The sequence below is a fragment of the Streptomyces sp. NBC_01508 genome, assembly GCF_045040315.1.
Classification (GTDB): Bacteria; Actinomycetota; Actinomycetes; order Streptomycetales; family Streptomycetaceae; genus Streptomyces.
Map to the genome: position 1 here is coordinate 4,693,573 of NZ_CP109419.1, position 21,317 is coordinate 4,714,889.

Here is a 21,317-nt window from a genome sequence, read left to right on the forward strand (position 1 = left end):
CGGCAAAGCGGGAAATGAAGGAGCGCATTCCGGTGTTGCCGCGACTCAGAGGGATCCCCCAAGCCCTCTCCTTGTCATGCTCCGAGCGCTCCGAGCGAGAGGCCGTCGACGTGAGCCAGTACGTGTCCAGGCTTGCCGGCACCCTGGTGTCACCACCCCGGCTCCGGATCCCCGGCCACCCCCGCAAACCCCGGCGCGTCGCCATGCTCAGCGTCCACACCTCCCCGCTGCACCAGCCGGGGACGGGCGACGCGGGCGGCATGAACGTCTACATCGTCGAGCTGGCCAAGCGGCTGGCCGCCATCAACATCGAGGTCGAGATCTTCACGCGCTCGACCACCGGCGGGCTCCCGCCCAGCGTCGAGCTGACGCCGGGTGTGCTCGTACGGCACGTGGACGCCGGTCCGTACGAGGGCCTGGCCAAGGAGGAGCTGCCCGCGCAGCTGTGCGCCTTCACGCACGGCGTGATGCAGGCCTGGGCCGGCCAGCGCCCCGGCTACTACGACCTCGTCCACTCCCACTACTGGCTCTCCGGCCATGTCGGCTGGCTCGCCGCCGAGCGGTGGGGCGCGCCCCTCGTCCACGCCATGCACACCATGGCCAAGGTCAAGAACGCGGCGCTCGCCGAGGGCGACACCCCCGAGCCCCCGGCCCGCGTCATCGGCGAGACGCAGGTCGTGCGCGCCGCCGACCGGCTGATCGCGAACACCGCCGAGGAGGCCGACGAACTCGTCCGCTTCTACGAAGCGGACCCCGGGAAGGTCGCGGTCGTCCACCCCGGCGTGAATCTGGACCTCTTCCGCCCCGCCGACGGCCGCGCGGCGGCGCGCGCCCGCCTCGGGCTGCCGCAGGACGCGTTCGTCCCGCTCTTCGCCGGCCGTATCCAGCCGCTCAAGGCACCCGACGTCCTGCTGAGGGCCGTGGCCGTCCTGCTGGACCGCGAGCCCGCCCTCCGTAGGAGGATGGTCGTCCCGGTCGTGGGCGGCCCGAGCGGCAGCGGTCTGGCGAGACCGGAGGGGCTGCACAAACTGGCGGCCAGGCTCGGGATCGCCGATGTCGTACGGTTCCGTCCGCCGGTCGGCCAGGAGGGGCTCGCCGACTGGTTCCGCGCGGCGTCCGTGCTGGTCATGCCGTCGTACAGCGAGTCGTTCGGACTCGTCGCCATCGAGGCGCAGGCGGCGGGGACCCCGGTGGTCGCCGCCGCGGTGGGCGGTCTGCCGGTGGCCGTACGCAACGGCCAGACCGGCTTTCTGATCCCCGGCCACGAGCCGGAGGCGTACGCCCAGGCGCTCGCCCGCTTCATCGACCGGCCCGAACTGGTGGACCGGATGGGGCTGGCGGCCTCGCGGCACGCGCAGTCCTTCGGCTGGGACACGGCGGCGTCGGCGACGGCGGACGTCTACACGGCCGCCGTGCATGATCACCGAGGTCGCGTACGCTCGCACCATGGCTGACGAAGCGAGCGGGGACACGGTCGCCGCCCACGCCGCGCACCTTGTCGAGCGGACCCTCACGGCCGCCGCCCGCGACTCCGGCCTGGCGTGGGAGAGCCCCGGCCCCGGCTCCTTCGTCGTCACGCTGCCCGGCACCCGCAAGCTCTCCACGACCTGCTCCCTGCGCGTCGGCCGGCACTCCCTCTCCGTCAACGCCTTCGTCATCCGGCATCCGGACGAGAACGAGGGCGGCGTCCACCGCTGGCTGCTGGAGCGCAACCTCAAGCTGTACGGGGTGGCGTACGCGGTCGACCGGCTCGGCGACGTCTATCTCGCCGGCAAGCTGCCGCTGTCCGCCGTGGGCGAGGACGAACTGGACCGGCTGCTGGGCTCCGTACTCGAAGAGGCCGACGGCTCCTTCAACACGCTGCTGGAGCTGGGCTTCGCGAGCGCGATCCGCAAGGAGTACGCGTGGCGGGTGTCGCGCGGCGAGTCCACGAGAAACCTCGACGCCTTCACCCACCTGACCACCCCGCCGGGGCCACCCCACCCGACCGACTGAGCCGCTGCCCGCCTGCCCCGGTGCCCTGGGGTCCGGACGTTACGACAGTGCCCCCGGTGTCAGCCGGGGACACTGTGTCGGTGTGGCAGCCACTGGGCTCAGGACAGAGTGACGAGCCTCACCACCGTGACGGTGAGTACGGAGCCGGAGACGTAGTAGAGGACGATGGCGCCGGAGATCGTCGCCTCGCGTCGATCGCGTTCACCCTTGACGGCGGTTGAACCATGGCCGTAGGGGTCCTGCCCCAACGTGCGCGTCATCCTGTTTCTGAAGGAGTCGGCGTTCCGCATCTTTGCCAGGGTGTCGTCCGCCGGCGGGGCGTAGGAGATGCGGTAACTCAACTCGCACCTCGCCGCTCGGCCTCGTCCTGGGCCAGCCGGTCCAGGATCTCGTCGGCCTGGGGGTCGGGAACAGCCTCCAGCATCCAGTGCCGCATCACCGCGTGGATCTCGTCAATGCCGGCCGCGTTGATGGCACGGTCGAAATCCTCGCGCCTGCCGTCCGGCAGCGCGGCGCGGATGGCGGGAATGCTGTTGGGCACCTCGACTTCGGCACCGCCGACGTAGGTCGTCAGACGTTCGCCCATGATTGCCCTCCCTCTCCGGCCGCCTCGGCACGACTTTGCTTCTTTGCCCCAGTATCGGGCTCCGCATACTCGCTCTCGTCCTCTCGTCCTCATCCCTGTCTTCACCCAGCAGTAGCCGCGCACCCCGGCTTTCCGCGACCCGCACCGTGGCGCGTAGCGCTTCGGTCAGCTCGGTGGAGGCCGTGGCCGTCCGATGACAGATAGCAGGGATTCCCTCCGGGCCCGGTCCAGGGGAGGAGGCGCAGGCGTGTTACGTCCACCACGAGTTCACCTCGACACCCTGGATCCGGCGGAGGCATGGATCGCCGCCGTGCGGCGGCTGCTCGAAGAGGTGAGTGACACGGTTCAGCACGTTGACCTGCTTTCCTCGGGTCGGCCGTGTCCCCGTTCCGGTTCGCGCGGTCGCGGGGGCCTGCCTTGGTTTGGCCCGGATGACTTGCGTGGTGGTCCCCCCACCCTCTCGACCTGGTCACCCAGATCACTCCAGGTAGTGATGTGACTACGAGAATATTCGCAGAAACTCTGCGAGTGAAGTTAATCTGCTACTCGCAGTTGAGCTGCGCATCTGTCAGACTTGGCGCGACTGGAAGGAGTATGTATGTATGAGGGTTTCGGGCTCGTCGTCCGGTTTGCGTTGCGCGATCAGGAGGCGTCGATTGCCTTTGACGAGCTGTGTGCTCGCACCTTGAACGGGATCAAGGACAAGGAGCCGGGCACGATGGCCTATGTCACTCACATCCCCGTCGGCGAGCCGCTCATCCGGGTCTTCTACGAGCTGTACGCCGACCGCGCCGCGTTCGACGCGCATGAGGCGCAGCCGCACACCAAGCAGTTCTTGGATGAGCGCGAGCAGTACGTTGTCGGCGTCGAAGTGACATTCCTCGACGCCATCGGTGGAAAGGCAGCGGCGTAGTCGTGGCGGAAGGACTGCGGGCTTTCGGCGCACGGGTGTCGGAACTCCGAAAGCGCCGGGGTCTCACACAGAGCGAACTGGCCGCAGCAATCGGACGTACGGCCAGTTGGATGTCTCAGGTTGAACGGGGCATCCAGCCGGTCAACCGATTCGATGTGCTGCGATTGCTCGCGGACGGCCTCGGCGTATCGCTACAGGATCTGCGACCCGAAGCGCCGGGCACTGCCGAACCGGACGCGCCAGTCGTGGCGCCGCCGAATGATCTGGACCAGGTGCGGCTCGTGCTCTCGGGGCACTCGGCGCTTGACGTCGTGCTGGAACCGGTCGAGGACGGCCGCCCGGCGACGGTGGTCGAGTTGAGCGACGAGGTCGATCGGATCTGGCAGCTCACCCAGGACGGTCGATTCACCGACCTGAGCGCGGCTCTGGGGCCGCTGGTGCCACGGCTGGAGCGTGCTTCCCGCACCGCGCCTGCGGAGTACCAGCCCGAGATTCACCGGCTGTTGGCCCGCACGTATCAGGCGTTGGCGGCGGCCTTCGTTCGGCAGAACGAAGCGGATGCCGCGTGGCTGTCGGCAGACCGCGCGATCCGTGAGGCTGAACTCGCCGGTGACCGTTTGGGCGTCTTCGCGGGAGTCTTCCGGCTTGTCCATGCGTTCGTAAGACTCCAGCGCCTGGACCAGGCCGAGCATGCCGCTACCACAGCGGTCAATGTTCTGTCCCGGCACGCGGAAGGCGACAACACCACCCCGGAGGAGTTGTCAGTCGTCGGTTCGCTCCACCTGGTCCTGGCATTGGTGCACGCGCGTGCCGGTGAGCGGGCCTCCGCCCGTCGACAGATCGGCGAAGCCCGAGCGGTGGCCGCGAGGATCGGAGCGGAACGCAACGATTTCGACTTGGAGTTCGGCCCCAAGAACGTCGAGATCCAGGCGGTTTCCACGGCCGTTGACCTCGGGGACGCCGGCGAAGCACTCGATATCGCGAATGGGCTGGATGCCAGTGAGCTTTCCGCCGAACGGCAGGCCAGGCTGCTGATGGACCTCGGGCGGGCCCACGCACAGCGGCGTCAGCCCGGCGACGCGCTCGAGTGTTTGCTGAGAGCTGAGACGCTTGCCCCCGATGTGATCCGGAGCCACATCGCGGCTCGGAGCGTCATCAGGGAACTGATGCTGATGGCTGGCCGTACGGCGTCGCCTGAGCTGCGCGGTCTCGCCGCACGAGCGGACGCGATGGCGTAGGCGCTCCCGATCCGGCACTGGCCCGCTGCATCCCCATTCCCGCTGTACGCGCATTCGGCCCCCCTGGGTCGCCCGTCAGCGCGTACCCGCCCAGGATCGTGCTGACCACAAGCGCCGGGACACGGCAGGACACGTGGGACGGGCCGACGGATGACGACGACTGACGACGACACAGAGCGGTGTGAGCCCCCGGAGCGCCGCGGGCGGCTGGACCGCCGGCATTTCCTGGAGGCCGCCGCCGCGGGCGTCGCCGGGATCGCCGTGGGCGCGGTGGCCGGCTGCGACTCCGCGGACCGTGCGCCAAGCCGTACCGGCGTCGGTGCCGACCCCACGACCGACCCCACGACCGACCCCACGGCCGACGCCACCGCCGAGCGGGCGCGGCCCGGCAGTCCCGACTGGCGCATCCGCTCCGTGGGGCCGCCCGATGCGGTCGAGGGATACACGGACACGGTGAGTGTGGAGCCGGGCGAGGAGTTCGGGCTGTACGTCTCCACCACCGCACCCGGCCTCCGGGTCGCCGCCTACCGGATCGGCTGGTACGGCGGAGCCCAGGCCAGGCTGGTGTGGCGCTCCGGCCGGGTGGCGGGCCGCGTCCAGAGCGGCCCGCGCATGGTGACGTACACCGACACGGTGCGGGCCGACTGGGAACGTACCCTCGCCGTCCGCACCGACGGCTGGCCGGAGGGCGCGTATCTGCTGCGGCTGGACGCCGAGAACGGGCACCAGCGCTACGTCCCGCTGATCGTCCGCTCGGCGAGTGCCGCAGGCCGGACGGTACTGATGCACGCGCCCGCGACCTGGCAGGCGTACAACCTGTGGGGCGGCTACAGCCTCTACGAGGGCGAGAACGGCGCGTACGGGACCCGTTCGCTGGCCGTCAGCTTCGACCGGCCGTACGACAAGAACGGTGCCGAGAAGTTCCTGGTCTACGAACGCGCCGCCGTGGTCCTCGCCGAACGCCTCGGCATCCCGCTCGCGTACACCACGGGCGTGGACGTCCACCTCACCCCCTCGGTGCTGCGCGACGCCACGGCCGTGGTCTCGCTCGGGCACGACGAGTACTGGACCCCCGAGCAGCGCCGCCACGTCACCCGGGCCCGCGACGCCGGAACCAACCTGGCCTTCCTCGGCGCCAACACCTGCTACCGCCGGATCCGGCTGGAGCAGGACGGCGGCACCGGTCCCGTCCGTACGGTCGTCTGCTTCAAGGACGACTACCGGAACGACCCGTACCTCGTCGAGCACCGCACGATGGTGACCACCGACTTCCGGGCGCCCCCCGCCGCCGACCCGGAGTCCTCCCTGACCGGCGTCCTGTACGAGGGGTTCCCCGTGGACGCCCCGTACGTCGTCCACGGCGCGGACCACTGGATCTTCGAGGGGACCGGGGCGAAGCGAGGCGACTCCTTCGACCACCTGGTCGGCGTGGAGTACGACCGGGTGACCCCGGGGCAGCCCACACCGTCGCCGCTGGAGATCGTCGCCCACTCCCCGCTGGTCTGCGCAGGCCGCGACAGCCACGCGGACTCCGCGTACTACACCGTGCCCGGCGGCGCGGGCGTCTTCGCCTCCGGGACGATGCGGTGGGTCGAGGGTCTGATGGCGGGGACCGGGGAGAACGGCCGGAATCACGGGATGGACGCGCGCACCGGCGCGTTCGTCACCCGTACCACCGAGAACGTGCTCCGCGCCTTCGCGGCGGGCCCGGCCGGGCGGACCAGGCCGGCGCCGAGGGACAACGTACGGAGCGTGTACGGGCACGCGGCGACGGAAAGCCAGGAGCGGCTGCCTCCGGGGGCCTGACCGCTCTCACCTCTCACCGCGACTCGGTCACTTCTCGCACGACACCCGGCTCCGCCACCTTGTCCGCCCCGTCCGCCTCCGTGGCCACCCCGCCCGCCTCCACCCCGCCCGCCTCCACCACGCCCGTCGAAAGCCCCCGCATCAGCAGCCAGTAGCCGCACGCCGCCACCGTCCCCAGCAGCGCGCACGCGCCCCACAGCCAGTCGGCGCCGTAGCGGTCGATCAGCAGGCCGGCCATCAGCGGCGCGACCAGACCTGCCACCGCCCACGACATCGTGTACATGCCCTGGTAGCGCCCCCGCCCGTGGACCGGCGAGAACCGGACCACGAGGCTGATCTGGGTCGGGGCGTTGACGATCTCGGCCAGGGTCCACACGCACACCGCCAGCGCGTACACGGCCAGCGACCCGGCGAAGGCCGTCAGCCCGAAGCCGTACCCCATCAGCACCGAGGACAGGATCAGCAGCCGGCGGCTGTCACGGTGCTCGATGAACCGGGTGACCGGGATCTGGAGCGCCACGATCAGCACCCCGTTGAACGCGATGATCATCCCGAAGTCGGAGCTGCTGAACCCCTCCGAGCCCATCGCCACCGGCAGCCCCACGAACGCCTGCTGGAGGATCAGCGCGACCACGAACGACAGCCCGACCACACCCATGAAGCGGCCGTCCCGCAGGACCGTCCCCATCCCGATCTCCGGCGCGCTCTTCCCGTCGACCAGGACGCGTTCGGGCCGGGACTCGGGCAGCTTGACGTAGACCAGTACGGCGCAGGTCAGCGTCAGCGCCGCCTCACCCAGGAAACCGGCGAGATAGCTGTACTCGGCGATGAAGCCCGCCGCGCCCGCCGAAATCGCGAACCCCAGGTTGATTGCCCAGTAGTTGAGCGAGAACGCCCGCACCCGGTCCTCGGGCTTCACGATGTCCGCCATCATCGCCTGCACCGCGGGGCGCGAGGCGTTGGAGGTCATGCCGACCAGGAACGCGACGGCCGCGATGGCCACGGGGTGCTGCATGAAGCCGAGCAGCGCCACCGAAGCTGCCGTCGACGACTGCGCGATCAGCAGCGTGGGCCGCCGCCCGAGCCGGTCGGTCATCACGCCCGCGCCGACCGCGGAGATGACACCGCCGAGGCCGTGGAGCGCGACGACGAGACCCGCGTACGACGCCGAGTAGCCGCGCTCGATGGTCAGATACAGCGCCATGAAAGTGGTGACGAACGCACCGAGACGGTTGACCAGCGTGCTCGTCCACAGCCACCAGAACTCACGGGGCAGCCCCGCGACGCTCCTTCTGACGCTCTCGCCCATGGCGCGTCCCAGTCCGGCGATCGACATGCGGCGGTCCCCCCGAGGTCTGCCTTCCGGCATTGGTGGTGTAAGTGGCCGAGCGGCCAACCGCAACTTACGTACGCGCGTCGCCGAGCCGCCAGTCGATTGACGGCAGGCGTCAATCGGGAACGTTCGATTAGGCTCGGGCACATGGCCGACGCACCGTACAAGTTGATCCTCCTCCGCCACGGCGAGAGCGAATGGAACGCGAAGAACCTGTTCACCGGCTGGGTGGACGTCAATCTCACGGACAAGGGCGAGAAGGAGGCCGTGCGCGGCGGTGAACTGCTCAAGGACGCCGGCCTGCTGCCCGACGTCCTGCACACCTCCCTCCAGAAGCGCGCGATCCGCACCGCCACCCTGGCGCTGGAGTCCGCCGACCGCTCCTGGATCCCCGTCCACCGCTCCTGGCGCCTGAACGAGCGCCACTACGGCGCGCTCCAGGGCAAGGACAAGGCGCAGACGCTCGCCGAGTTCGGCGAGGAGCAGTTCATGCTCTGGCGCCGCTCGTACGACACCCCGCCGCCGCCGCTGGAGGACGGCGCCGAGTTCTCGCAGAGCGACGACCCGCGCTACGCGACGATTCCGCCGGAGCTGCGCCCGCGCACCGAGTGCCTCAAGGACGTCGTCGTGCGCATGCTGCCGTACTGGTACGACAACATCGTCCCGGACCTGCTGACCGGCCGCACGGTCCTGGTCGCCGCACACGGCAACAGCCTGCGCGCGCTGGTGAAGCACCTGGACGGCGTCTCGGACGCGGACATCGCGGGCCTCAACATCCCCACCGGCATCCCGCTCTCCTACGACCTGGACGAGGACTTCCGCCCCCTGAAGCCGCACGGCACCTACCTGGACCCGGACGCGGCGGCGGCGGCGATCGAGGCCGTGAAGAACCAGGGCAAGAAGAAGTAGGGCAAGAAGAAGTAGCCGGTCTCAGCCGCGAACGGCCCGCGCGTAGCAGTCCGCACGAGGCAGACCGCAGCTGGTGCTGTGACCGGAAGGGTTCACCGGGGTCGGCCCACGAGCCGCGCGACCCGGTCCACGTTCCCGGACAGGGCCTGGGCGTGTTGCGAGAGTCGCGCCGTCCGCCCGAGGGGCGGGGCCGACGGCGTCTGGTGCGTGCGATCGCAAGGCGGAGGATCGTTCTCGTACTGGGCGTACTTGGATGATTCCGACAACGCGGCGAGTGCGCGTGCCAGGCGTCGTCGGCCAGGCGGGACTTTCGAAACATGCCCTAGCAGGGCCCGGTCCGGGTGGAGGTCCACCACCGGACCGGGCCCTTGTCCGGATCAGCCGCAGCTGCCCCCGCAGGCGCACGGCGCGCCCGACTGGCAGCCGCAGCCGCAGCCCGACCCGCAGCCGCAGGCGCCGAGGAGCTCCAGCCACGCTCGTTCGACGGGCGCTTCCTGCTGGGTATCGGTCATCGGGGACTCGGCCATGGGTTCCTCCTCGAAGGTGCACGGGCGTACGTGGGTGGCGTCTGCGCCCATTGCACCGGCACCACGGCGGGCGCATCAACGGCGCATGCGCGCAGGCGCCCTTCCGCACCACCCCAACACGCCCCCTGCGCCCCCCTGGAAACCCTTGAAGTCCGCGCACCGCGCACCGCGCACCGCGCAGCCGTCAGGCGCCCTCGACCGGAGCCTCCGCCTGCTGGATCTCGTCCGCGTGCTCACCCGTCACCAGGTAGACCACGCGCTTGGCCACCGACACCGCGTGGTCGGCGAACCGCTCGTAGTACCGGCCGAGCAGCGTCACGTCCACCGCCGTCTCGATGCCGTGCTTCCAGCGGTCGTCCATCAGGTGCTGGAACAGCGTGCGGTGCAGGAGGTCCATCTCGTCGTCGTCCTGCTCCAGCTGGAGCGCCAGATCGACGTCCTTGGTGATGATGACCTCGGCCGCCTTCGCCATCAGCCGCTGCGCGAGCTGCCCCATCTCCAGGATGGTCGCGTGCAGGTCGTGCGGCACGGCGTTGACCGGGAAGCGCAGCCGCGCCAGCTTGGCGACGTGCTGCGCCAGGTCGCCCGAGCGCTCCAGGTCCGCGCTCATCCGCAGTGACGTGACCACGATCCGCAGGTCGGTGGCGACCGGCTGCTGGCGTGCCAGCAGCGCGATGGCCCTGGCCTCCAGATCGTGCTGGAGGTCGTCGACCTTCTGGTCGCCGGCGATCACGCTCTCGGCGAGCTTCAGATCGGCGTCGAGCATGGACGTGGTGGCGCGCCCGATCGCCGACCCGACCAGCCGGGCCATCTCGACCAGGCCCTCGCCGATCGAGTCAAGTTCCTCGTGGTACGCGTCCCGCATGGGTGTCCCTCTCTGGAATTTCCTGCTGGTGGTCCGGGGGCTGAGGACCCCCACGCTCCCACGTTCGGCCCGTCAGGAGTCCGGATGCTCCCTCCCAAGTGAACCGGTACTTTCTCCACGGTGAACTCTGGGCGACGAGTGTTCGAGGAGACACCCGTACGGCTGGGAGAGTGCAGCTCAACGCGCATAACCTGGATGCATGGACGTGAACGCGGCAGTCGCCGCATTGGCAGCGATCGCCGGGGCCTGTACCGGCGTGATCGCCATGCTGGCGTTCCGCTGGAGCGAGCGCGACCAGGCCAGGCCCACCCGTAGCTCACTGCATACGGAAGCCGGTCTTCCGCCCGGCGTCGACACCGTGCTCTCCGTCCTGCGCTCCTCCGCCGTCGTGCTCGACGAGAGCGATTCGGTGGTCAAGGCCAGCTCCGCCGCGTACGCGCTGGGCCTGGTCAGAGGCGGCAAGCTGGCCGTCGATCCGATGCTGCACATGGCGCGCGACACCCGTCGCGACGGTGAGATACGTCAGGTGGAGCTGGACCTGCCCCGGCGCGGCACCGGCCGGGGCGAGGCCCTGGCCGTATCGGCCCGGGTGGCACCACTCGGCTCCCGCCTCGTCCTGCTCCTGGTCGAGGACCTCACGGAGGCGCGCAGGATCGAAGCGGTCCGGCGTGACTTCGTGGCGAACGTCAGCCATGAGCTGAAGACCCCCACCGGGGCGCTCTCCCTGCTCTCCGAGGCCGTCATGGACGCCTCCGACGACCCCGAGGCGGTCACCCGCTTCGCCGGCCGCATGCAGATCGAGGCGACCCGGCTCACCAATCTCGTACAGGAACTCATCGACCTCTCGCGGGTGCAGAACGACGACCCGCTGGAGGACGCCGAACCGGTACGGGTGGACGAACTGGTCGCCGAGGCCATCGACAGGTCCCGGCACGCCGCGTCCACCAAGCAGATCACCATGGCCGCCGGCGGTGCCGCCGATCTGCGAGTCTGGGGCAACCGCGGCCAGCTGGCCGCCGCCCTCGGCAATCTCGTCGAGAACGCCGTCAACTACTCCCCGGCCCGCACCCGTGTGGGCATCGCGGCCCGGCCCGTGGCCGCGACCGGCGGGGATCTGATCGAGATAGCCGTCACCGACCAGGGGATCGGCATCTCCGAGAAGGACCGCGAGCGCGTCTTCGAGCGGTTCTACCGCGTCGACCCGGCCCGCTCCCGGGCCACCGGTGGTACGGGCCTCGGCCTGGCCATCGTCAAGCACGTGGCCGCCTCGCACGGCGGGGAGGTCACGATGTGGAGCTCCGAAGGCCAGGGCTCCACCTTCACCCTGAGGCTCCCCGAAGCGGGCGCCGGACGGGACCGCACACCCACCGCCGGCACGGACGAAGACGCCCAGCGCCGCTTTCATCACGACCTCAACGATCTTGACCAATCGACCGAGATCCCTGCCCCGGAGGTCCTTCCGTGACCCGAGTGCTCGTCGTCGAGGATGAGGAATCCTTCAGCGACGCTCTTTCCTACATGCTCCGTAAGGAGGGCTTCGAGGTCGCGATCGCGACCACCGGGCCCGCGGGGCTTGACGAGTTCGAACGCAACGGCGCCGATCTCGTCCTCCTCGACCTGATGCTGCCCGGTCTGCCCGGCACCGAGGTGTGCCGCCAGCTGCGCGGGAAGTCCAACGTCCCGGTGATCATGGTGACCGCCAAGGACAGCGAGATCGACAAGGTCGTCGGCCTGGAGATAGGAGCCGACGACTACGTGACCAAGCCCTTCTCCTCGCGGGAGCTGGTCGCGCGCATCCGCGCGGTGCTGCGCCGCAGGGGCGAGCCGGAGGAGGTCGCGCCGGCCGCGCTGGAGGCGGGACCGGTCCGGATGGACGTGGACCGCCACGTCGTGACGGTCTCCGGCGGCAAGGTCGACCTGCCGCTCAAGGAGTTCGACCTGCTGGAGATGCTGCTGCGCAACGCGGGCCGGGTGCTGACCCGTATGCAGCTGATCGACCGGGTCTGGGGCGCGGACTACGTGGGGGACACCAAGACCCTCGACGTCCACGTCAAGCGGCTGCGCGCCAAGATCGAGCCCGATCCGGGGGCGCCGCGGTATCTGGTGACGGTGCGCGGTCTCGGCTACAAGTTCGAGCCGTAAACCGCTCACCCCAGCTCTCTTACGTACGTAGGGTGCCGCACCGGAATCCCGGTGCGGCACCCTTGCGCGCGTGTCGGCCCGCTGTCAGTGCTCGGTGTTCGTGGAGGCCGACGCGGAGTCCGTCGGCGTCGACTGCTCGCCCTCGGCGGTGCCCTGGTCCGCGCCCTCGGCGGTGCCGCCGGGCGGCGTCTCGGACTCTCCGTCGGCCGCCCCGTCCGTCGCCCCGTCGCCCGGTGCGCCGGACGCGCCGTCGGACGGCGTCCCCGAAGGGGTTCCGGCCGGCTGTTCCGACGGCCCGGTGGACGGCGACGACGACGGCGACGCGCTCGGGCCGAAGCCCGTGAAGGGTCCGTTCGCCGGCACCACGAGAGCGTCGAGCGCGACGTCGCCGGTCTCGCTGAACTGGAACACGACCCGCTGGGCGTCACCGTTGCGCGCCGGCTCGTCGCCGGTCTCGATCACGGCGGAGGCGTTGCCCTCGCCGCCGATCAGGACCGAGCCGTTGGCGGGCACCGTGAGCGGCCCCTTGCCCTTGGCCGGGCTGATCTTCACCGTGGCACCGCTGCCCGGCAGCGTGATCGCGTCGAGCGTCTGCTGGGTGCGGCCGTTGTTGAAGAGCTTCGCCGTGATGGCGGCGGGGCCCTCGGTGGTGGCCTTGGGCTGAGTGACGACCGTGGCGTTCTGGACGCTGATGTCGCCGATGGAGGTCGAGGCGTTGTCAGGTCGGACGCCGAGCGTCTGCGCGTTGTTGCCGGCACCGCACGCGGCGAGCGAGGCGATCGAGAACGCGATGGCAGACGCGGCGAGGGTGCCGCGTCGAAGGCTGCGGCTCACGGCGGCGGCAACTCCTTTGACGTACGGACAGGCTTGAGGACGGATCAGCGATGGTTCAGCGGGCCCAGGCTACCGAGCCCCCGTCACGCCGTCGCACCCGACCCGCCCTCAACGGCGCCCGGCGCGCGGCGGCTCCCATGGCCGGCTCCTGTCCGTCCTTCTCGGCGGAGGCATGGAATCGGGACCGGACGCGGGCCTGGAAGCGAGCTGGGAAGCGGGACCGGGACCGGAAGCGGGACGGGAGTGACGCCTGAAGTAAGTGTGGACAGCATGTTTAGTACGCCGTTCACATAAATCCGGTGATCAATTCCCCGGCTCGACACACATTCCTTACGAATAGCGCCGGATAGCTTCAGAAACCCCTGGTGATCAAATTCGGATTGGGTTCGCACTTCCGTCCGTACGTGTGATCGACATCCGAACGGAGCAGGGGAAGTTCAGCCCTTGGAACCCGACAAATGCGGACGTTCGGCCCATCGGGATGGGGTTCCGGGCGGCGGAACGGATGTGTTTCCGCCCTGCTTCGCAGCGCCTCCCACCTGCGAATACCCTCTTCCGGAAGCCGTTCGCAGCACGTTCCCATTGCTGTTGTCAAGCCCCGAGATGTGCCCTGACCTGCGAAAACGCCATTCAGAAGAAGCCGTTCCCGTGTTACCCTGGATAGCCACGGAAGGGGTACCTGTCACATGACGTTCAAGGTTGGCGACACCGTGGTCTATCCCCATCACGGGGCCGCGCTGATCGAGGCTATCGAAACTCGTCAGATCAAAGGCGTGGACAAGACCTACTTGGTGCTCAAGGTCGCCCAGGGCGACCTGACGGTTCGTGTCCCGGCGGACAATGCGGAGTTCGTCGGAGTGCGCGATGTGGTCGGTCAGGATGGGCTGGACCGGGTCTTCGAAGTACTGAGGGCGCCGTACGCAGAAGAGCCGACGAACTGGTCCCGGCGCTACAAGGCAAACCTTGAGAAGCTCGCCTCCGGCGATGTCATCAAGGTCGCCGAAGTGGTCCGTGACCTCTGGCGTCGGGAGCGAGAGCGTGGACTCTCCGCAGGTGAGAAGCGCATGCTCGCCAAGGCGCGCCAGATTCTGGTGAGCGAGCTGGCTCTCGCGGAGAACACGAACGAGGACAAGGCCGAGGCTCTGCTCGACGAGGTCCTCGCGTCCTGACCGGGTCCTGACCCGGACGTCCCGACTCTGTTGATCAGCCGTCGTTGATCAGCCGTCGGGCGTGAAACAGGACCATGCATCAATGCCGCGGTGCCCGCTGACCAGCAGTGATTTCCATGCTGCGTCGCCGGGCACTGCGGCATGCCCAGGGACGCCCGGGATCCCGGCGGCGGAACATCTTCGGCGGAATCTCTTCACGGGCCTGATTCGCGAACCTGAACTGGCCCTAAGATCTACGTGGTTGTGACGCCCCGTCACAACCGAGTTTCCGCAATCCCCGTATCCGTATCCGTACTCGCATCCGACACATGCGCCTGTGCCCGATCCTGGTGTGCCGGGCCCGGGCAGCTGGCGCAGCTGGGCTCAACCAGTGTCACGGAAGGGTCCGGTCAAGGCGCCGCGCCCGGCACGCTGGGGCCATACCCATGTCGGCCGAGGAAACAAACCTGCCGGAGTGCAACCGATGTCAGACGAATCGAGCCCACACCGCACCGCCGCCGTGATCCCCGCGGCGGGCCGTGGCATACGGCTCGGCCCCGGCGCCCCCAAGGCGCTCCGTACGCTGGGCGGCACGCCGATGCTGGTCCACGCGGTACGGGCCATGGCGGCCTCCCGCGCGGTCTCCCTCGTGGTCGTGGTGGCCCCGCCCGGCGAGGCGGCGACGGTGAAGCTGCTCCTCGGCGAGCACTCGCTGCCCGCGCGCACCGACTATCTCGTGGTGCCCGGCGGCGGAACCCGCCAGGAGTCCGTCCGGCTCGGCGTGGAGGCCCTGCCGGAGGACATCACCACCGTCCTCGTCCACGACGCGGCCCGGCCGCTCGTGCCGGTCGACACCGTGGACGCGGTGGTCGACGCCGTACGGGCCGGCGCACCCGCCGTCGTCCCCGCCCTGCCGCTCGCCGACACCGTCAAAGAGGTCGAGCCCGGGGAGAAGGACCAGCCCGAGCCCGTCGTCGCCACCCCCGAGCGGGCCAGGCTGCGCGCCGTGCAGACCCCGCAGGGCTTCGACCGGGACACGCTCGTACGCGCGCACCTGGCCGTGCCACCGGCCGGCCAGGGCGCCACGGACGACGCCGGGCTCGTCGAACAGCTCGGGGAGCCCGTGGTGGTCGTGCCCGGCCACGCGGAGGCGTTCAAGGTGACCCGGCCGCTGGACATGGTGCTCGCCGAGGCCGTACTCGCCCGCAGGAGGGCCAACGATGGATTCTGAGCCCACCGGACTCGCGCCCGGACTCGCGCCCGCCGGTCTGCCGCTGATCGGCATCGGTACCGACGTGCACGCCTTCGAGGCCGGGCGTGAACTGTGGTGCGCCGGCCTGCTGTGGGACGGCCCCGAGAACGACGGCTACGGCCTCGCCGGGCACTCCGACGGCGACGTCGCCGCCCACGCGGCCTGCGACGCGCTCTTCTCCGCGGCCGGCGCCGGCGACCTCGGCGCGCACTTCGGCACCTCGCGGCCCGAGTGGTCCGGCGCCTCGGGCGTCACCCTCCTCAAGGAGGCGGCCAGAATCGTCCGCGCCGAAGGCTTCGTCATCGGCAACGTCGCCGTCCAGGTCATCGGCGTACGGCCGAAGATCGGCAAGCGGCGCGCCGAAGCCATGAAGGCGCTGTCGGAAGCCGTAGGCGCGCCCGTATCGGTGTCCGGCACGACCACCGACGGCCTGGGACTGACGGGACGCGGTGAGGGCCTGGCCGCGATCGCCACGGCGCTGCTGGTACGCGCGGGCTGACCCGAAATACCTGGCGCCCGGCGTCGGTTGAGGAAGCATCGCGGGGTACGCGTACCGCAGCGCATCCCTCCTGAGGAAGGCAGCATCAATGGCAGTCGCTCTCTCCGAGAAGCTCAAGGAGCTTCTCGACAGTCCCGTCTTCGTCGCGATCGCCACCATCCAGCCCGACGGCAGCCCCCAGGTGTCGCCGGTATGGGTGAAGCGCGACGGCGACGACATCCTCATCTCGACGGCCGTCGGCCGCCGTAAGGAGGCGAACCTGCGGCGCGACCCGAGGGTGACGGTCATGCTCCAGCCCTTCGACGCCCCGTACACGTACGCCGAGATCCGCGGGTCGGCCACCCTCGGTACGGAGGGCGGACAGGAGCTGATCGACGAGCTGGCCATGAAGTACGTGGGGAAGTCGTACCGCGAGTACAACCCGAACGCGGGCCAGGACGGCGAGCGCGTGATCGTCCGGATCACCCCGCGCAAGGTCGTCGGCCGCATGTGACACCACCCGTGACGTCACCCGTCACCGCCACCTGTCCGTCACCGGGCGCTGTCCGATGACGGGCAGTGCCCGGACCGCCGTGCGGGCGCCGTGACGAGGGCCGTCGGAGGCGTCCAACGTCACGCTTCGGTGTCCCGTGGCCCCAAGGGGCCCGGGGCACTGCTCCGGGCGCACTACCCTTGTCGCGTGACTATTCGGCTGTACGACACCGGCGCCCGGCAGATCCGTGACTTCACCCCGCTCGTCGCGGGCTGTGTCTCGATCTACCTCTGCGGCGCCACCGTGCAGGCCGCACCGCACATCGGGCACATCAGGTCGGGGCTCAACTTCGACATTCTGCGGCGCTGGTTCGCCTACCGCGGTTACGACGTGACCTTCGTACGGAACGTCACCGACATCGACGACAAGATCATCGCCAAGTCGGCCGCGCGGCACCGCCCTTGGTGGGCCATCGGGTACGAGAACGAGCGCGCCTTCAACACCGGTTACGACGTCCTGGGCTGCCTGCCACCCACCTACGAGCCGCGCGCCACCGGGCACATCCCCGAGATGATCGAGATGATGCGCGGCCTCATCGAGCGCGGTCACGCCTACGCGAGCGACGGCAACGTCTACTTCGACGTGCGGTCCTACCCGGACTACCTCCAGCTCTCCAACCAGGACATCGACGACCTGCGCCAGCCCTCCGGCGAGGGCGAGACGGGCAAGCGCGACCCGCGCGACTTCGCGATGTGGAAGGCCGCCAAGCCCGGCGAGCCGTACTGGGAGACCCCCTGGGGCCCCGGTCGGCCCGGCTGGCATCTGGAGTGCTCCGCCATGGCGCACAAGTACCTCGGCAGCGCCTTCGACATCCACGGCGGCGGCCTCGACCTGGTCTTCCCGCACCACGAGAACGAGATCGCGCAGGCGAAGGCGTACGGCGACGAGTTCGCCGCGTACTGGCTGCACAACGCCTGGGTCACGATGAGCGGCGAGAAGATGTCCAAGTCGCTGGGCAACTCGGTCCTGGTGAGCGAGATGGTCAAGCACTGGCGGCCGATCGTCCTGCGCTACTACCTCGGCACACCGCACTACCGCTCGATGATCGAGTACAGCGAGGAGGCCCTGCGCGAGGCCGAGTCCGCCTTCGGGCGGATCGAGGGCTTCGTCCAGCGCGTCATCGAACTGGCCGGCCACACCGTCGAGCCGGCCGGCGAGGTGCCGCCCGCCTTCGCCGAGGCGATGGACGACGACCTGGGTGTCCCGCAGGCCCTCGCGATCATCCACACCACCGTCCGGCAGGGGAACTCGGCCCTCGCCGCCGACGACAAGGAAGCGGCCGTCGCCCGCCTCGCGGAGGTCCGCGCGATGCTGGGTGTTCTCGGTCTGGATCCGCTGGACGCACACTGGACGGGAGCGGGCGCGGGCGACAGCGGCCCCGACGGGCAGAGCAACAGCCTGCACGGGGTCGTCGACACCCTCGTACGGCTGGTGCTCGACCAGCGCGAGGCGGCGCGCGGCCGCAAGGACTGGGCCGCGGCGGACGCCATCCGGGACCAGCTCCAGCAGTCCGGACTCGTCATCGAGGACGGCCCGTCCGGCCCGCGGTGGACGCTGGGCCCGCGCTGAGCGGGTCGAACGCGACGGCCTCCTGAGGAGGAGGCGCCGGGCGGACCGGGTGCCACGGGGCCTCGACCGGGGCCTCGATTGTGCTGTCCGGCCGCCGGGCGGCACACTCACGTGAACGAAGTGAAGTTCTCACGAACCGACGAAAGCAACGAAACAGGTAGGTCATGGCCGGGAACAGCCAACGCAGGAACCGCCGCACGTCCAACAAGAAGGGCGCGCAGGTCGGCAGCGGTGGCAAGCGACGCCGCGGCCTGGAGGGCAAGGGCCCGACGCCGCCCGCGTCCGCCCGTAAGGGCCATGTGCAGAACCGCTCCTCCAACGCCAAGGCCAAGCTGACCGCCCGTCGCCAGGTCGCCCGGCGCGGCGGCAAGGGCACCAGCGAGATGGTCGTCGGCCGCAACCCGGTCTTCGAGGCGCTGCGCGACGGCGTACCGGCGACGATGCTCTACGTACAGCAGTACATCGAGAACGACGAGCGCGTGCGCGAGGCCCTCCAGCTCGCCGCCGACCGCGGTGGCATCCACCTGATGGAAGCCCCCCGGCCCGAGCTGGACCGTATGACGAACGGCCTCAACCACCAGGGCATGGTGCTCCAGGTCCCGCCGTACGAGTACGCGCACCCGGAGGACCTGGCCGCCGCCGCCTTCGACGCGGGCGAGGACCCGCTGATCGTCGCGCTCGACGGCATCACCGACCCGCGCAACCTCGGTGCCGTCGTCCGCTCCGTCACCGCCTTCGGCGGTCACGGCGTCGTCGTGCCCGAGCGGCGCGCCGCCGGGATGACCGCCGGCGCGTGGAAGTCCTCGGCCGGTACCGCCGCCCGTACGCCCGTCGCCCGCGCCACCAACCTCACCCGCGCGCTGGAGGGTTACCAGAAGGCGGGCCTGACCGTCGTCGGTCTCGCCGCCGACGGTGAGCTCGAGGTCGGCGACCTTCCGGCGCTCGGCGGCCCGGCCGTGATCGTGGTCGGCAGCGAGGGCAAGGGCCTGTCCCGGCTGGTCGGCGAGACCTGCGACTACCGGGTGCGGATTCCGATGCCGGGCGGTGCCGAATCGCTGAACGCGGGTGTCGCGGCGGGTGTGGTGCTGTACGAGGCGGCCCGCCGACGCGCCTGAGCAGCCGGCCGCCGTGACCCTCGCCCGGCCGGGCGGGGGTCACCTTCGTACGGATGTCCCCATCCCGCCGCTCTTGACGGGTCTCGGACATTTACCGGTCGTCAAGGCAGTGTCCTAAACACAAGTCACTCGGTTAGATGAGTGTGGACACCAGAACGCCCCGGCCCGGGTTCGACGAACAGCCCCCGCTGAGCATGGTCAAGGTGGACTGCGATCCCGCGCAGGTCATCGTGAACCACGCCAGCTTTCGGGTGAAGCTCGCATCGAGCCAGCGCCCCAGCCCCGCACGCGCCACGGCGGACACCGCGCGGATCCCCGCGATGAGCGGCGGAGGGGGCGCGGCACGCCGCAGGGCCCCCGTCGTCTGGAGCGGCAGGTCGGAACCGGGCGACCTCGGAGCCACCGGGCTCCTCCAGGCCGTACGGAACTCCTCCGCGACAGCCGCCGGCACGGCCCTCGCCGAAGCCCCGGGCGGCCCCCACCGACCGGGGGTCGCCGGCTCCACCCAGGTCATCCCGCGGATCGACCTGGGCGACGACACCATGCCGACCCCCCGCGTACCGCTGGGCGGCGGCGGGTCCGACACCCCGCTGCTGCCTCCCATGCGGCAGGCCGTGGGCGCGTACGACGCACCGGAGTACGACACGTACGGCGCGGGCGGCGCACGTCACCGCGGCGGGCACGACGACCGTGACGACCGCGAGTACGAGCGGGACTACGACCGCGACTACGACGGCCGTGGCCACGACGGGCCGCCCGACTACGACGACGACCCGCGCGGACGACGGCACGACATCTCGGCGGCCGAGGCCGCCGTACGGCACGCCTACTACCCCGGCCGCCGCATGAACCTCGGTGTGGTGCTCCTGCCGCTCCGCGTCTTCCTCGGCCTCATCTCCATCTACGCGGGCATGGGCAAGCTCTGCGACCCCGTCTACTTCGACGGCGGCAAACGCGGCTCCATGGTCACCTGGCTCAGCTCGCTCCAGCCGTGGGCGCTCGCCGAACCACTGCGCGACTTCGCCCTCTCGCACCCCGTCGGCGCCGGACTCAGCGTCGCGTTCCTCCAGGTCGTCGCCGGGGTGCTCACCGTCCTCGGCCTCTGGCAGCGGCTCGCCGCCTGCTTCGGGGCGCTGCTCTCGGCCGCGCTGATCCTCACCGTCAGCTGGCGGACCGTCCCCGTCTACGACGCGCCCGACATCATCTACCTGGCCGCGTGGTCCCCGCTGATCATCGCGGGCGCCCCCGTCTACTCGGTGGACGGACGCCTGGCCGGCGAGGCCTGGCGCAAGCTCGGCCCGCGTTCGCACCTCAGGGACCTGCGGCGCCGCGTCCTGCGCCGCGGCGCGGTCGTCGCGACCGTCGTCATCGGTCTGACGCTGCTCATCGGCTCCATGCTCGGCGGCGCCGTACGGTCCACGGACATGGTGACCGTGCCCGGACCGAACAACCCGGTCAACCAGCTGCCCGGATCGCCGCTCCCGCAGAAGTCCGGCGGCAAGAGCGGCGCGTCCGGCACGCCCACCGGCGAAGCCCGGCAGAACGGCGGCAGCGCCGCGCCGACGGCCGGCCAGACCAGCGGCCCGGCGGCCGAGCGGTCGAAGCCCGGCCAGGACCCGGCCCGCGAGCCCGGCCGGACCGGCGCGGGCGGGCAGCCCAGCCAGTCCCAGGGCACCGGCCAGGCGCCCTCGCGGACGTCGCAGCAGGCACCCCCGCCGTCGAGCAGCCAGGGCGGCCCCGCCACGAGCGGTGGTACGACGGGCGGCGGCGGTAGTGGTGGCGGCACCACGGGCGGCGGAGGCGACGGCGGCGGTACGACGGGCGGCGGAGGCGGCTCGTCCACCGGCGGCGGAGGCGGCGCCAAGAACCCGATCGGCGGCCTGCTCGGCTGACGAGGCCGACGCGGCGCAGCAGCGCGTACGAGGGCGGCCACCCGGCGGGATCGGGTGGCCGCCCTCGTACGCGTGCTGTGTGCCCGTCTGCGGGCTTGGGACGTCCGGTACGGCTCCCGAGGTCACCCGGCACCCGTCAGAAGCCGTCAGGACCCGCCAGAA

21 protein-coding genes are annotated in these 21,317 nt (G+C 70.5%); 15 read left to right on the top strand and 6 right to left on the bottom strand.

What is annotated here, in order from left to right; all coding sequences use genetic code 11:
* Positions 1–110 precede the first annotated feature (110 nt).
* Entirely contained in the window at positions 111–1,454 is a 1,344-nt protein-coding gene (gene mshA, locus OG700_RS21870) for a D-inositol-3-phosphate glycosyltransferase (RefSeq protein ID WP_405616086.1), read from the top strand.
* Positions 1,447–1,995: a YbjN domain-containing protein gene (locus OG700_RS21875; RefSeq protein ID WP_405616088.1), complete on the top strand. Its 549-nt coding sequence runs from the start codon at positions 1,447–1,449 to the stop codon at positions 1,993–1,995. The genes mshA and OG700_RS21875 overlap by 8 nt, the downstream gene beginning before the upstream one ends.
* A 98-nt stretch (positions 1,996–2,093) precedes the next feature.
* Here the strand turns inward: OG700_RS21875 and OG700_RS21880 are convergent, their stop codons facing one another.
* Both OG700_RS21880 and OG700_RS21885 read right to left on the bottom strand, forming a co-directional pair.
* Entirely contained in the window at positions 2,094–2,336 is a 243-nt protein-coding gene (locus OG700_RS21880; RefSeq protein ID WP_405616090.1) for a hypothetical protein, read from the bottom strand.
* Positions 2,333–2,581 (bottom strand): hypothetical protein, encoded by a 249-nt coding sequence (locus OG700_RS21885; RefSeq protein WP_405616092.1) that lies wholly within the window; start codon positions 2,579–2,581, stop codon positions 2,333–2,335. The genes OG700_RS21880 and OG700_RS21885 overlap by 4 nt, the downstream gene beginning before the upstream one ends.
* 598 nt (positions 2,582–3,179) lie before the next feature.
* On the opposite strand from OG700_RS21885, the gene OG700_RS21890 reads away from it, so the two are divergent.
* From OG700_RS21890 to OG700_RS21900, 3 genes are all read left to right on the top strand, one after another.
* Positions 3,180–3,494 (top strand): putative quinol monooxygenase, encoded by a 315-nt coding sequence (locus OG700_RS21890; RefSeq protein ID WP_405616095.1) that lies wholly within the window; start codon positions 3,180–3,182, stop codon positions 3,492–3,494.
* A 2-nt stretch (positions 3,495–3,496) separates the two neighbouring features.
* A complete protein-coding gene (locus OG700_RS21895) occupies positions 3,497–4,732 on the top strand; it encodes a helix-turn-helix domain-containing protein (protein WP_405616097.1) in 1,236 nt (411 codons plus the stop codon).
* A 150-nt stretch (positions 4,733–4,882) separates the two neighbouring features.
* Entirely contained in the window at positions 4,883–6,538 is a 1,656-nt protein-coding gene (locus OG700_RS21900; protein WP_405616099.1) for a N,N-dimethylformamidase beta subunit family domain-containing protein, read from the top strand.
* Between the two features lie 13 nt (positions 6,539–6,551).
* Here the strand turns inward: OG700_RS21900 and OG700_RS21905 are convergent, their stop codons facing one another.
* On the bottom strand, positions 6,552–7,874 hold the full coding sequence (locus tag OG700_RS21905; RefSeq protein WP_405616101.1) for an MDR family MFS transporter: 1,323 nt from the start codon (positions 7,872–7,874) through the stop codon (positions 6,552–6,554).
* Positions 7,875–8,018: 144 nt separating this feature from the next.
* Here OG700_RS21905 and OG700_RS21910 point away from each other — a divergent pair, with 144 nt between their 5' ends.
* Positions 8,019–8,780 carry a phosphoglyceromutase gene (locus OG700_RS21910; RefSeq protein WP_405616103.1) on the top strand — a complete coding sequence of 254 codons (762 nt, stop codon included), beginning with the start codon at positions 8,019–8,021 and terminating at the stop codon, positions 8,778–8,780.
* Between the two features lie 377 nt (positions 8,781–9,157).
* On the opposite strand, the gene OG700_RS21915 is transcribed toward OG700_RS21910, so the two are convergent.
* Positions 9,158–9,358: a hypothetical protein gene (locus tag OG700_RS21915; RefSeq protein ID WP_405622278.1), complete on the bottom strand. Its 201-nt coding sequence runs from the start codon at positions 9,356–9,358 to the stop codon at positions 9,158–9,160.
* 133 nt (positions 9,359–9,491) lie between these two features.
* A complete protein-coding gene (gene phoU / locus OG700_RS21920) occupies positions 9,492–10,172 on the bottom strand; it encodes a phosphate signaling complex protein PhoU (RefSeq protein ID WP_078076550.1) in 681 nt (226 codons plus the stop codon).
* A 199-nt stretch (positions 10,173–10,371) separates the two neighbouring features.
* Between phoU and OG700_RS21925 the strand changes: the two genes are divergently transcribed.
* On the top strand, positions 10,372–11,637 hold the full coding sequence (locus OG700_RS21925; RefSeq protein ID WP_405616105.1) for a sensor histidine kinase: 1,266 nt from the start codon (positions 10,372–10,374) through the stop codon (positions 11,635–11,637).
* A complete protein-coding gene (locus OG700_RS21930) occupies positions 11,634–12,314 on the top strand; it encodes a response regulator transcription factor (protein WP_189110519.1) in 681 nt (226 codons plus the stop codon). Before OG700_RS21925 ends, OG700_RS21930 begins: the two co-directional genes overlap by 4 nt.
* An 84-nt stretch (positions 12,315–12,398) precedes the next feature.
* On the opposite strand, the gene OG700_RS21935 is transcribed toward OG700_RS21930, so the two are convergent.
* Positions 12,399–13,148: a DUF461 domain-containing protein gene (locus tag OG700_RS21935; protein WP_405616107.1), complete on the bottom strand. Its 750-nt coding sequence runs from the start codon at positions 13,146–13,148 to the stop codon at positions 12,399–12,401.
* Positions 13,149–13,834: 686 nt separating this feature from the next.
* Between OG700_RS21935 and OG700_RS21940 the strand changes: the two genes are divergently transcribed.
* The 7 genes from OG700_RS21940 to OG700_RS21970 all read left to right on the top strand — a co-directional run bounded on the left by OG700_RS21940 (position 13,835) and on the right by OG700_RS21970 (position 21,155).
* Positions 13,835–14,317 (top strand): CarD family transcriptional regulator, encoded by a 483-nt coding sequence (locus tag OG700_RS21940; RefSeq protein ID WP_003953493.1) that lies wholly within the window; start codon positions 13,835–13,837, stop codon positions 14,315–14,317.
* 463 nt (positions 14,318–14,780) lie between these two features.
* Positions 14,781–15,527, top strand: a complete 747-nt coding sequence (ispD, locus tag OG700_RS21945; RefSeq protein ID WP_405616109.1) for a 2-C-methyl-D-erythritol 4-phosphate cytidylyltransferase — start codon at positions 14,781–14,783, stop codon at positions 15,525–15,527.
* Entirely contained in the window at positions 15,517–16,047 is a 531-nt protein-coding gene (ispF, locus tag OG700_RS21950) for a 2-C-methyl-D-erythritol 2,4-cyclodiphosphate synthase (RefSeq protein WP_405616111.1), read from the top strand. Before ispD ends, ispF begins: the two co-directional genes overlap by 11 nt.
* 88 nt (positions 16,048–16,135) lie before the next feature.
* Positions 16,136–16,540 carry a PPOX class F420-dependent oxidoreductase gene (locus OG700_RS21955; RefSeq protein ID WP_405616113.1) on the top strand — a complete coding sequence of 135 codons (405 nt, stop codon included), beginning with the start codon at positions 16,136–16,138 and terminating at the stop codon, positions 16,538–16,540.
* Positions 16,541–16,726: 186 nt separating this feature from the next.
* A complete protein-coding gene (gene cysS, locus OG700_RS21960; protein WP_405616115.1) occupies positions 16,727–18,148 on the top strand; it encodes a cysteine--tRNA ligase in 1,422 nt (473 codons plus the stop codon).
* Between the two features lie 164 nt (positions 18,149–18,312).
* On the top strand, positions 18,313–19,263 hold the full coding sequence (rlmB, locus tag OG700_RS21965) for a 23S rRNA (guanosine(2251)-2'-O)-methyltransferase RlmB (RefSeq protein WP_405616118.1): 951 nt from the start codon (positions 18,313–18,315) through the stop codon (positions 19,261–19,263).
* A 137-nt stretch (positions 19,264–19,400) separates the two neighbouring features.
* Positions 19,401–21,155, top strand: a complete 1,755-nt coding sequence (locus tag OG700_RS21970) for a DoxX family protein (RefSeq protein ID WP_405616120.1) — start codon at positions 19,401–19,403, stop codon at positions 21,153–21,155.
* The last annotated feature ends 162 nt before the right edge of the window (positions 21,156–21,317 follow it).

Coding starts and splice junctions, on each gene's coding strand:
- OG700_RS21875 (WP_405616088.1), top strand. CDS start 1,447: ATGGCTGACGAAGCGAGCGGGGACACGGTCGCCGCCCACGCCGCGCAC.
- OG700_RS21885 (WP_405616092.1), bottom strand. CDS start 2,581: ATGGGCGAACGTCTGACGACCTACGTCGGCGGTGCCGAAGTCGAGGTG.
- OG700_RS21890 (WP_405616095.1), top strand. CDS start 3,180: ATGTATGAGGGTTTCGGGCTCGTCGTCCGGTTTGCGTTGCGCGATCAG.
- OG700_RS21900 (WP_405616099.1), top strand. CDS start 4,883: ATGACGACGACTGACGACGACACAGAGCGGTGTGAGCCCCCGGAGCGC.
- OG700_RS21905 (WP_405616101.1), bottom strand. CDS start 7,874: ATGTCGATCGCCGGACTGGGACGCGCCATGGGCGAGAGCGTCAGAAGG.
- OG700_RS21910 (WP_405616103.1), top strand. CDS start 8,019: ATGGCCGACGCACCGTACAAGTTGATCCTCCTCCGCCACGGCGAGAGC.
- OG700_RS21915 (WP_405622278.1), bottom strand. CDS start 9,358: ATGGGCGCAGACGCCACCCACGTACGCCCGTGCACCTTCGAGGAGGAA.
- phoU (WP_078076550.1), bottom strand. CDS start 10,172: ATGCGGGACGCGTACCACGAGGAACTTGACTCGATCGGCGAGGGCCTG.
- OG700_RS21925 (WP_405616105.1), top strand. CDS start 10,372: ATGGACGTGAACGCGGCAGTCGCCGCATTGGCAGCGATCGCCGGGGCC.
- OG700_RS21940 (WP_003953493.1), top strand. CDS start 13,835: ATGACGTTCAAGGTTGGCGACACCGTGGTCTATCCCCATCACGGGGCC.
- ispD (WP_405616109.1), top strand. CDS start 14,781: ATGTCAGACGAATCGAGCCCACACCGCACCGCCGCCGTGATCCCCGCG.
- ispF (WP_405616111.1), top strand. CDS start 15,517: ATGGATTCTGAGCCCACCGGACTCGCGCCCGGACTCGCGCCCGCCGGT.
- OG700_RS21955 (WP_405616113.1), top strand. CDS start 16,136: ATGGCAGTCGCTCTCTCCGAGAAGCTCAAGGAGCTTCTCGACAGTCCC.
- rlmB (WP_405616118.1), top strand. CDS start 18,313: ATGGCCGGGAACAGCCAACGCAGGAACCGCCGCACGTCCAACAAGAAG.
- OG700_RS21970 (WP_405616120.1), top strand. CDS start 19,401: ATGAGTGTGGACACCAGAACGCCCCGGCCCGGGTTCGACGAACAGCCC.